The organism is Bacillus sp. FJAT-50079 (assembly GCF_018343515.1).
Taxonomy (GTDB): Bacteria; Bacillota; Bacilli; order Bacillales; family Bacillaceae_C; genus Lederbergia.
The window spans coordinates 452,073-463,870 of the sequence record NZ_JAGYPD010000005.1; the positions used below are offsets into that span (position 1 = coordinate 452,073).

Genomic DNA, 11,798 nt, shown 5'->3' on the forward strand with positions numbered 1-11,798 from the left:
TGAAAAAGAAGACATCGCAATCTACTAGTATTGTCATGTCTTCCTTTGATAGTATAGTTGGTTTCCATATTATGTAATCAATACCTGTGCCTTGATGCACCGCTATTACCTTCGCTGTCTTCCTTGGCAGCGGCATTATACACTTTAAATTTTGCTGATCTTTTTTTCTGTAAAAACTTTTGATTGAGGACGACGACTTTCTCGTTCTCAGTTGTCCTGTATCTTTGATAATTGAATTTATATTTTTCAAACGCAATATGCCCCAAAAGATAAATCGGCAGGATAATAAACAAGAGGATAGCCGCATGTTGAAACAGCTTGAATTCCTTCCCCGTCACATAGATAGTCAGAACAGCAAAGGCTCCAATTGAAACCATGAAAGTGAAAACCAGATTGGCTAGATGAAAGACGCCAACACTCTCTTTTTCCCGAAACATCTGCTCCAATTCATATTTGAATAAAAGGGTTATGAAAACGGAAATCACAATGACAACAAATGTAAAAAAGTAAGTAAGCACCTATTTTCGCCCCCTTAATAAAAATATGTCAAATTGCATCTTTGCTTTTTAAAAAACGTACTAAAAAGAAGCAGGGTTAGCAAGCTTCTTTTTCAGGATAGTTTCTCGCAAAAGGAACCTATTCAATCCTCAGACGTTGTAACAGACACACCACGTTCTGCAAATACTTTTTTAGCAACCGTTAAAGCATTCAGAACACTCGGGAATCCTGTATATGGGATCAGGTGCATAATGCAACCTACAATCTCATCTGGTGTTAAACCAACGTTAAGCCCAGTTTTGATATGCATCTCAATCTGCGGTTTTCCTTGGGCAACAAGGGCTGTAATCGTTGTAAGTACTTTTTGTTTATTATCCAATCCCGGACGTGAATAAATGTCGCCAAAGGCAAATTCAACGACATATTTGCTTAAATCAGGAGCAATGTCTTTAAACCCCTCACCAATGTCCATCTCGCCAGTTGGACTCAGCTCCTTTAATTTCTCTAAACCGCGTTGATAACGATCTTCTGCCATTATAAAATCCTCCTTGATATTTGCTCTCCATTTTATTACATAATGTTTTTCTTAATATGTTGGTAAATGGAATTACTCTCTTTGCAAATTTCAGACTAAGTGAAATTTCCTGCTTTTCTGAACACCGTTAGTATATAACCTTCTAAGTAATAAGTAAAACGAAGCGCTAGTAATAAGGGATATTTACGTAAAAGATTCCGCAACTCCATTCTTTAACCATTTCACTGTCAATTTTTTTTGCATGTAACATATCTTCAGATGTACTTTCCCATATTAAAGGAAAAAAAGAGAGAGGAAAGAACCTTGGTGTCCTTCCCTCTTGCTTTTGATATTTTGATAGAAACGATCATCGCTTTTGATTTAAAGACTAAGTATAGGAACAGAGGGAAAACTTTAACATCCCCTTTGCGTCTCCCTTCACACGGTCCTATTCTTGCATTCAAAGTTATCAAGCATTGCACGCACTTCATCTGTTGACTTAGTTCTCATCAATTGATGTCTTAATTCACTAGCCCCTCGAAACCCTTTGACATATATCTTAAAAAAGCGATGAAGAGGTTTGAATGGACGCGGCTCGATTTCATTTGAATATTTGTCATGAAGGTCAAGCTGTAACCTTAAGAGATCAAGCAATTCTTTACCACTATGTTCCCTCGGCTGCTTTTCAAAAGCAAATGGATTTTTAAAAATACCACGCCCAATCATAATCCCGTCCACACCGTATTTTTGAACGAGCTCCAAACCAGTTTGACGGTCAGGAATATCTCCATTGATCGTCAAAAGTGTATCTGGTGCAATTTGATCGCGAAGTTTCTTAATCTCTGGAATCAGTTCCCAATGGGCATCTACTTTGCTCATTTCCTTTCTTGTACGCAAATGAATGGAAAGATTAGCGATGTCTTGTTTCAATATGTGTGTTATCCAATCGTGCCATTCTTCGATATCCGTGTAACCAAGCCTTGTTTTTACGCTAACGGGTAATCCTCCTGCTTTTGATGCTTGGATGATATCTGCTGCCACTTCCGGACGCAGGATAAGACCGCTGCCCTTCCCTTTAGTTGCCACGTTAGGCACTGGACAGCCCATATTAATATCTACCCCTCGAAACCCTAGTTCTGCCATACCAATACTCATTTGCCTAAAGTATTCGGGCTGATCTCCCCATATATGGGCGACAATTGGTTGTTCGTCTTCTGTAAAAGTCAAACGTCCACGCACACTTTCTTTCCCCTCTGGGTGACAATAACTCACTGTATTTGCAAACTCTGTAAAAAACACATCGGGTCTTGCTGCTTCACTCACGACATGACGAAAAACAACATCTGTCACATCTTCCATTGGTGCCAGTATAAAAAACGGCCGTGGTAAATCACGCCAAAAATTATCTTTCATATGCAAATTCAAACCCTTCCTTCGTTACTGCAACGATCCGATTTTTCTTGTTTCCCAAATTGTTCCACAAGAAAAACTTCTGAATCCTCAATCTATTCTTTTTAATGAGGCTGTTTTTTGGATTATCATCGAAACGCTTTTGATTGTACCAAGTGCGTGCGTATTTTGCAATAAGTCCATACTTCCTCCGCTCTTCTCTTATAAAAAACATATGATCACCATTGGTTTTAGTATATTATTGGTAGAAAATCCAAGGGTTGGGGCTATCCTAGAAGTCAAACTTTTATTGACTTTAGAATAGCCCCTTTTTTCGCACAAATTCATTATCCATTTTCTCCCGAGAGCAAATTTACGTCAATCGGACCTCATCCGATTGCCCTTCTCACGCGGAAAATCTTCAATACGGGCAGTCGAAACACGATCGATTTACCCTTACTTACAAAAAATCAACAACACGGGCATTCGAGACACGATCGATTTACCCTCACCTACAAAAAATCAACAACACGGGCAGTCGAAACATGCTCGATTTACCCTCAGCTACAAAAAATCAACAATACGGGCATTCGAGACACGTTCGATTTACCCTCATCTACAAAAAATCAACAACACGGGCAGTCGAAACATGCTCGATTTACCCTCAGCTACAAAAAATCAACAACACGGGCAGTCGAAACACGATCGATTTACCCTCACCTACAAAAAATCAACAATACGGGCAGTCGAGACACGTTCGATTTACCCTCACCTACAAAAAATCAACAACACGGGCAGTCGAAACACTTCCGATTTACCCTCACCTACAAAAAATCAACAACACGGGCAGTCGAAACATGCTCGATTTACCCTCAGCTACAAAAAATCAACAACATGGGCAGTCGAAACACGTTCGATTTACCCTCACCTACAAAAAATCAACAACACGGGCAGTCGAAACACTTCCGATTTACCCTTACTTACAAAAAATCAACAACACGGGCAGTCGAAACATGCTCGATTTACCCTCACCTACAAAAAATCAACAACACGGGCAGTCGAAACATGCTCGATTTACCCTCAGCTACAAAAAATCAACAACATGGGCAGTCGAAACATGCTCGATTTACCCTCAGCTACAAAAAATCAACAATACGGGCATTCGAGACACGTTCGATTTACCCTCACCTACAAAAAATCAACAACATGGGCATTCGAGATATGCTCGATTTACCCTTACTTACAAAAAATCCACTAGACGGGCATTCGAAACACGTTCGATTTACCCTCACCTACAAAAAATACCCGATATGGGCAATCGGGCGCACGATGTTTACCAAAAACCGACTAGTATATCCTTTTAGACAGGCCCTTCTTTTTACCTATTAAATTCACTTCATATAGCGATACTCCAGCAAACGCTTCAAAGCAGAAACTTCCTTTAATAATTCCTCCCCGACATTCGTTTCGAGTACCATTTTTCTTTCTACCACTTTGTCTACTAATCGTTTCATGGATAATACGTCCATGCCATTATGTAAGACATTTTCTTTGGAATTAAAATGTTTATGGGCAACTAGTTTCATACCGAATGAATTATATAATAAAGTATAGCCGGCGATCCCGGTAGTTGATTGATAGGCTTTTGAGAAGCCACCGTCAATCACAATCATTTTTCCATTTGCTTTAATCGGGTCTTCTCCTTCAATTTCTTTAACAGGTGTATGCCCATTTATGATATGGCCATGTTCAGGGTTTAGGTTAAATTCCGTTAAAATTTTTCGGCAGATTTCTTCGTTTTCCCGTAAATAGTAATATGGATTTTTTCTCTCTTTATGAGTCTCTTTATCTTTAATAAAATACCTTTCAAAGGTGGTCATTTCTCTTTTACCAAAGAGTGATGAATATTCTCCTGTCCATAAATACCAGACCATATCTGTTGAAAGATCATCCGTTTTTTCAGGATGTGCAAAAGCATGTCGTAAGTGATATTCAAAAACATCCAATAAATCTCGACCTTCATATGTTGATTGTTCTATCACCATTTTTTCCATATTTCCTTTGTCATCTAAAGGAATACAACCATGAATTAATAAGTTACCATTGTATTTCAAATAGAGGCTGCCTTTCTTCATTAGAAAGTTCATATGTCTCGCCAATTTTTCCGAATTCTGTACGGAAAATAGTAATTTAACAATTACCTGCTGTTCCTCCTCTAATAATTGACTCGGGTTTTCTGGATTAACCGTTGCAAAGCAAGTATTTTCCAGTTGATATGTTTTTCCATGAATCTCAATTTCGTTTTTATCATAATCCATTTTCTCAAGTAATAGTCTTTCCGACATATTAAAAAATGGTCGCCTCTTAATGATCGGAATTTCTAGTTTGAACTGAATCATCGCAATCGCTTGATGAATTTTTGTGATTTGTAATTCTTCTTCCTCTGACAAATTATTTCCTGAAGTTTTCTTTGGTCTAAAAGCCGGATTATCCTTATAGTATTTTTCGGCTAAATTTAGAAGTGGTCTAAGATTAACTCCATACACATCTTCGATAATATCTAAATTATCATACCGAGCACTGATACGGAGAATATTAGCTAGACAAACCTTGGAACCTGCGTATGCACCTAGCCATAATACATCGTGATTTCCCCACTGAATATCAACAGAATGATAATTAATAAGAGTATCCATAATACGATGAGGCTCGGGTCCACGATCATAAATGTCCCCGACTACATGCAAATGGTCCACGACTAATCTCTGCGTGCAATAAGCTAGACCTATCATAAGCTTATCAGCCTGATTAAGAGAAATAATTTGCTGAACAATTTTGCTGTAATAAGGTTTCTTATTTAAAGATTCTTCTTCCGTTTTGTATAATAATTCTTCTATTATATAAACAAACTGTTCGGGCAATGCTTTACGTAATTTAGAGCGTGTATATTTGGAAGAGGCAAATGAAATGAGCTTAATCATTCGGTCAATCGTTTCAGCATACCACCCGTTTAATTCCTGCTTATTATTATATCTATTCTTAATTATCTGTAATTTCTCTTCAGGATAATATACCAATGTCGTCAAGTCGTTAATATCTTTCTCAGATAATACATCCTTAAAAAGTTCCTCTATTTTCTCTTTTACTCTCCCAGATCCATTTCTCAACACATGTTGAAAAGATTGGTGCTCACCATGTAAATCACTGACAAAATGCTCTGTTCCCTTTGGCAGATTTAGAATCGCTTCCAAATTAATAATTTCTGTAACTACTTTTTCTTCGCTATCATATTTTTCAGCCAGTAAATCTAAGTATTTTTTGTCCAAAGTGATGTATCCCCCTATATATTGTACTTCAATAACAAGCAATGCCTTATTCCCTAATAGACTTATTCCATGTGATCGTCCTTTATATTGGATTTGGATAGGTTACTATCACCAACCATTATAAAGGACTTTTTCATAAAAAAGTAAAAAATTCAGTTTTTTACTCACATTCAATTATTTTCATCCTCCTACTTTTTTCACCTTTACGAGTAAACAATAACAGTTGAGAAACAATGGCAAGTACAGGCAATTCTATTAGTGGGCCTATTACTAACGCTAATGCGATAAGAGGCTGATCTGGAAATGCAGTCACAGCGATGGCTAAGGAAATCGGCGAGTTTCTCGCTAATATGGTAAGATTTAAACTAACCGAATCCTCATATGACATGTTTAAAAGTCTGCTAACGATACGGCTTAATATGAAATTTATTATAAAAAATAATAACACAGGTAATAGCAATAATAATACCACATTCATGTTTTCAAATAAGTTTCTCCCTTGCGAAGCAAACATCGCTACAATCGCCAAACTTAAGAAAATGATTTGGGTCGTCTCAAAAAACGGAACCACTTTTTTCTTGAAAACATTCTGTTTTTTTCCTTTGCTAAATATGTATCTTGTTAAGATCGCCAGTAAAAATGGCAATACCAATACAAGTAAAATACTCTCAAAAAGAACAGACAGTTTCACCGTCTCCATCATTCCCGCAAAAATCAATAAATAAATTGGCAGTAGAAGAACTTGTAAAATTAAATTCAAAGGAAGAATGGCGGTAGACAGAGCTACATTCCCTTTAGCAATTCCCGTAAATGCCAAGTACCAATCCGTACATGGTGTTACCATCAGCATAATAAATCCAATCCAAAGTGCTGGATGATCTGAAAGAAATACAGCCCCTAATCCCCACGCTAATAATGGTGTCCACAAAAAATTAATCAATAAACTCGAACTTGCAAACTTACCATTTAGAAGTGCTTTCTTTAAGTCTTTCATTGGGACCGTTAAAAATAGGCCGTATAACATGAACAGTAAAAAAGGAACAATAAAGTACTCAGCTATTCCTTCTATATAAGAAACCTGTCCTAAAGCAATTCCAAGCCCCACCGCTAAAATGATAATAACGGTTTGCAGTTTTTCCATTAAACCCATAAATCAAGTCCCCCTCTTACAACAACAACGTCCAATTGCCTACTACAAGTTTTTCTCCATTATAACGTAAGATTTACCACCTTTAATAAAGTGGGCAGTCGTTTCTTGTAAATCGAATTTCTTATAAAAATTCACCTTATTCATTCTAGCATTGCACCAAATTCTCTTTAAGCCACGCTTCTTTGCTTCCATTATTACATAGTCTAATAATGTACTTCCGTATCCCTTACCTTGTTCTTGTTGCAGTGTTGCAAATTTGCGAAATTGGCACTTCTCTTCAGTTATAAAAAGTGAGATGACAGAAATCAGTAGGTTTGCTTTAAAAAGGCCAAAATGAATACCTAAATCATCATTTTCTAATTTAATGTAATCAAAATCTTTGTCAGGCCACATAACTATATGCCGCAATTCCCAAGCTTCTTCTTTACTAATTTTTTTAATAATGATCATGCGAATTCCTCCAGCAATATTGTGCAGTAAGACTATTAATAAAATGCCTATCCCTTTAGCTTCAGTAAATAACTAATTAAATAACCAAAACATGTAACACCAAACAAAGCAAATATACTAGGGGTCATAAGCAATGTACAAACTGTTCGGCACCGACCAGATAAAGGCAATTAAACAGAAATGATTGCTAAACACGCAGGAAGACATAGCATGAGAAATGTGTTTAATACGATGTAAAGTCAGTTGTACTCAATAAGGGGTGAAGAAAATAAAAACTATCCAAAGACAAATAGATGATATCCCAGCAACAAATCCTAAGGGTAGTAAACAATTTGCGAATAGCACTCCCCCATAACTCATTACCTAGCTCATATGCATCTACTTTTATCGCACTGACACCTTCGATTTAAGATAATTTTTTATTTCTTTCACATCATCCAACTCTCTTTTTGGAAGATTGTATGCACTTACCGAGCTGATAAAGATAGATATTATGTTTGTCTTCACTTTCCCTTATTATTAGAACCTTTACGACTCTTTATTGCGAAAATCATTACAATTCCGATGACTAAAACTGCCGCAATCCATATATACAATTGATTTTCTTCATGCTCATCACCAGGTAATTCAATGTCTACAATTTCCTCAACTTCTTCAATTTTTTTTATTTCTCCTATGCCTTCACTCGGAGGCTTCCCTTCGCCAAGTAACGCCAAATCTTCTTGAGAAGAGCTCAATTTATTTGTTCGACCACAAATAATGGATACGAGTGATTCTTCTCCATACATCGTCGATTCGTAAGCATAAACCAGGTATTCTTTTCCTTCTTTAAAATCAAACCCACAGTCTCCGCCACCTAGACCAGTGGTGATAATTATTTGTGACTGTTCTACGCCCTTCCAAGTGTTAGTTACTTCAAATTGGACTGAGTTAGACGTATATCCATCTAGACTTTGTTTCTCTCTTATATCGATCACTTTTCCACTAAAAACTGCTTTCGAACGTTCAAATTCTTCCTCAACACTTGGTAATTCTGCACACGAACAAGCATTTATAATCGAAGGAAAAGAACCTATTATTAAAAGCCCTATGAAAATGAAAGTGAGAAGTACTATTGCCTTTTTCAAATTAATCACCTAGTTTCTCCGAAAATCGTACGTATCCTTTGGGACATCGATTTCAACATTATTAAAGATGACGACCATATCATTATCTTATGTTTTGCCCTATATGTTCCTCAGTTTGAAAATAGAATTATAAAAGAGAGAAGTGTGCTAACACTTCTCCAGGATAGGAGTGGATGTGAAATATCCCTATTTTCTTTTCCCCTTGTTAGATTGTGTATGCAGCCTTTTTGAAAAGATTGCTATCAATAATGCATTTCTTTCCATCGAATTTAAAATTTAATTCTCTTCCTTCAATAAATGTTTTCGTAATTCTAACTAACAGCTGCTTGTTATTCATTTCAACAAGATAGTAGGAAGACATATCGTTAAATGAATCGGCTACTTGTAAAACCCCCGGCTGTGTAACAAAATCAACAATGTCTTGTGCCAAATTTAACTTTTTTCTTCTAATTAAAGGATAAATTACTTTTGCATGTGGGAATTTTTCTTTCGCGACTGCATCATACTTTGAACGACATTTTCCACTTTTTTGATAGTCTTCTATATCAATATCTTCTTTGATTACCATTGTAGTAATGCCCTCCTGACTATTAACTAATGAATCAATACTTACAGCAAATAAATTAGCAATGTTCTGCAAGTTATTAATATCTGGAATACCTCTGTCATTTTCCCATTTTGTAATAGCCTGTCTTGATACACATAATTTCTCTGCTAACTGTTCCTGCGATAATCCTGCTCTCATTCGAAATTCCTTTATTTTTTCGCCTAAAGTCAAATCAAGTCCCCCTCGTTCCTCTTATAATGAAAGTTGTATCATTTAATTTCATAAAGTTCGAGAAATTCCAGTTTACATCTATGATACTTTGCGTAGCATTACGATAATACCGCCTTTTACCTCTCTGTTTTTGCAAAAACGCAAATTCTCAGTGGCCCTTACACCTTTTCTTTTTGTAATTATTCCAGCGAAATCTTCACAACATCATCCAAATACTTTGTTGAATTATATCCATAAATCACCAGTCTTTTAGCATTTTCATTCTCTCCATTGTTGTTACCGCGAAACCTTATCCGTTGAACGGTAAAGAAATAACGCGGCTGCTCCATTTCTTCATAGGAGAAAGGATATTCATTACCGTATTCAATCCCGTTTTTATCAACGAATACTCCTTCAGAATCCATTTCCATTGAATTGTTTTCATTCTCGCTTTCAGCATAGAGGTAAAGCCACTCAAATGCTCGATTTTCGATTTCATGATTGCTTATGTCAACATTGGTGAACTGGCTATCCTCCACCATGTCAATTAAGATTGTACTGCCCGCATATTCAATGGTTTGAGGATATTCCTCAGACGCACCCAGTTCAATCGTTTTTTGGTCTTCAAACATTAAGTGAATAGATTCAAATTGAATGTTAACCTCTTTTGGTTTTTCTCCAAGTAGTGGATCAAAGTGTGCTTGAAAAATATCCTCATACCCATTCGGATGTGGCAGAAAGCTGTCAAACGTATGAGCCTCTACTTTCTTATTGTTCACTTCTAGCTTTGCAAACTTAAGATGTTCTATCCGCTTATCTAGCTGTTCTGGATTAATCGTATAATGCAGAATCGTCACTGTTGGAGCGACCGTTAGCTGATCAAATTGAATCGGAACCCCCTCGACTTCTATTTCTTTATCAAGTTTATATTCGATTGATGGCTGTTTTGTTACGGGTATCTCGAAGTTCCACTCGCCTGTTCCATGTTCCACGTACTCATAATTCATAAAATGATTCGATTCAGTGGAATCACGAATCATTTTAAAAAGCTTTGTAATTTTAAGCTCGATTGTTCCGCTATTTGTTTTTAGTGGCAGCAGACTAATTCTTCCTTGATACACGTTCTTTTCTTTATTATTTACATCTGAATGAAGGTCAGGAGGATAGTACTTTAGATACGTTTCACGATTCATAATTTCAAGCTTGTTCTCCACAGAAACACCTTCATAATAATCGAGCATATACTGATTATCTTCAGCAGTATCGACTATTTCATAAAAAATAAGCGTCTGTACATCATCGGCAATCACCCGCTTGATTCTTATTTTTATTCCATCGCTTTCAGCTTCCAGGTTCAGCCTTTCACCCAAATTATGTTTCATAAAAGCGCGCAATTCCTGATCTTCTTCTATCCATGTATAGTAGAGGTTAGAAAAAGCACCGGTAAAAAATTCGATCCCGATTAATAATGCGAATACACTTGCGAAAACAAGTCCCACTCTTTTATGTTTCTTGTTTTTCTGTTGCCTATGCTTCTCCTTTTCTGCCAGCCTACCTTTGACGTTCTCCATGAAACCAGATGGGAAATTAAGTTCCCCCATCCCTTCATTAAGATGTAACATAACATCCTGAAAGGTACCCAAATCATCCTGACAGTCTTCGCAATGATAAATATGCATCTCGAAATCAATCTTTTTCGACCGATCCAGGGTTCTTTCTAAGTAATCGATATAATATTGATGATATTTCTTACAGCCATTAAAAGATGAGCCATATCCCATTTCTTTTCTAATGGACTGAATTCCAGCAAATAGATACTCTTTCAGCTTTTCCACGGAAATTTGGAGAAGATGTGCTGTTTCCTCTTTAGAAAATCCTATTATAAATGTAAGAATTAACGCCTCTTTTTCATACTCCTCAAGATGATCGAGTGCTTTGAATAAATCCCAAGACTGTTCAATTTCCTCGGAAACTTGTAAATCTTTAGAAAGCTCCCGGCATGTATGTATAAAAATAGAGGTTACCAACATTTCGAATGATGTTTCTTTTGTAAATCGTGGCAATTCATTGTGCACTTTTATAATAGATTGGTAAAAAAGCTCCTCCATTTGCTGCTGATTTTTAAAATAGACCAAACCCAAAGCATAGAGCGATCGTTTATGCTGGTCGAACCAATCAACAATGGGTTCTATACCTTTTTCCTTTATCGTATTAATTGAAATCGAATCTATTTTTGCTGGGATCAACATTGTGTCCCCCTTTAATATTCTCTTATCTAATGATATAAGGAGAGCAATAGGTTGGCAATATCGGCAGGGGCATTAAATCAGTATGTAATGAAAACAATGGCTAAAATACAAGCATTCATCAAGAAAAGTTTTACACCATTTAACCTACGATCGCGTTGTGAAGGAAAATTAATGTATAGTCATGCCCGTCATTTTCAGGATCGACTTTCCGGATAAGTATTCGTTTCGCCCTTGTTTTTTTCTTTACCCAATCAGCTTCATTATGATATACGTTCTTTTGATAGATAGTTTCCACCACGACACACACCTCGTTACATATTTTTATGTGTAACGAGGTT

At 36.6% G+C, this 11,798-nt stretch carries 10 protein-coding genes; all 10 read right to left on the reverse strand.

The window, feature by feature from the left end:
- Positions 1-77 precede the first annotated feature (77 nt).
- Positions 78-518, reverse strand: coding sequence for a hypothetical protein (locus KHA95_RS15850; RefSeq protein ID WP_213138485.1), 441 nt, complete (start codon positions 516-518; stop codon positions 78-80).
- Positions 519-640: 122 nt separating this feature from the next.
- On the reverse strand, positions 641-1,033 hold the full coding sequence (locus KHA95_RS15855) for a carboxymuconolactone decarboxylase family protein (RefSeq protein ID WP_213138486.1): 393 nt from the start codon (positions 1,031-1,033) through the stop codon (positions 641-643).
- Between the two features lie 417 nt (positions 1,034-1,450).
- Positions 1,451-2,425, reverse strand: a complete 975-nt coding sequence (locus tag KHA95_RS15860) for a tRNA dihydrouridine synthase (protein WP_213138588.1) — start codon at positions 2,423-2,425, stop codon at positions 1,451-1,453.
- 1,367 nt (positions 2,426-3,792) lie between these two features.
- Entirely contained in the window at positions 3,793-5,727 is a 1,935-nt protein-coding gene (locus tag KHA95_RS15865; RefSeq protein WP_213138487.1) for a fructose-1,6-bisphosphatase, read from the reverse strand.
- A 160-nt stretch (positions 5,728-5,887) separates the two neighbouring features.
- On the reverse strand, positions 5,888-6,877 hold the full coding sequence (locus tag KHA95_RS15870; protein WP_213138488.1) for an arsenic resistance protein: 990 nt from the start codon (positions 6,875-6,877) through the stop codon (positions 5,888-5,890).
- Positions 6,878-6,919: 42 nt separating this feature from the next.
- Entirely contained in the window at positions 6,920-7,327 is a 408-nt protein-coding gene (locus tag KHA95_RS15875) for a GNAT family N-acetyltransferase (protein ID WP_213138489.1), read from the reverse strand.
- 503 nt (positions 7,328-7,830) lie between these two features.
- On the reverse strand, positions 7,831-8,463 hold the full coding sequence (locus KHA95_RS15880) for a hypothetical protein (RefSeq protein ID WP_213138491.1): 633 nt from the start codon (positions 8,461-8,463) through the stop codon (positions 7,831-7,833).
- 196 nt (positions 8,464-8,659) lie between these two features.
- Positions 8,660-9,232: a helix-turn-helix domain-containing protein gene (locus KHA95_RS15885; protein ID WP_213138492.1), complete on the reverse strand. Its 573-nt coding sequence runs from the start codon at positions 9,230-9,232 to the stop codon at positions 8,660-8,662.
- A gap of 179 nt (positions 9,233-9,411) precedes the next feature.
- The gene (locus KHA95_RS15890) at positions 9,412-11,460 is read right to left on the reverse strand and encodes a DUF4179 domain-containing protein (protein WP_213138493.1); all 2,049 of its coding nucleotides are present in this window, start codon (positions 11,458-11,460) and stop codon (positions 9,412-9,414) included.
- A gap of 139 nt (positions 11,461-11,599) precedes the next feature.
- Positions 11,600-11,755, reverse strand: a complete 156-nt coding sequence (locus tag KHA95_RS15895) for a hypothetical protein (RefSeq protein WP_213138494.1) — start codon at positions 11,753-11,755, stop codon at positions 11,600-11,602.
- Positions 11,756-11,798: the final 43 nt, after the last annotated feature.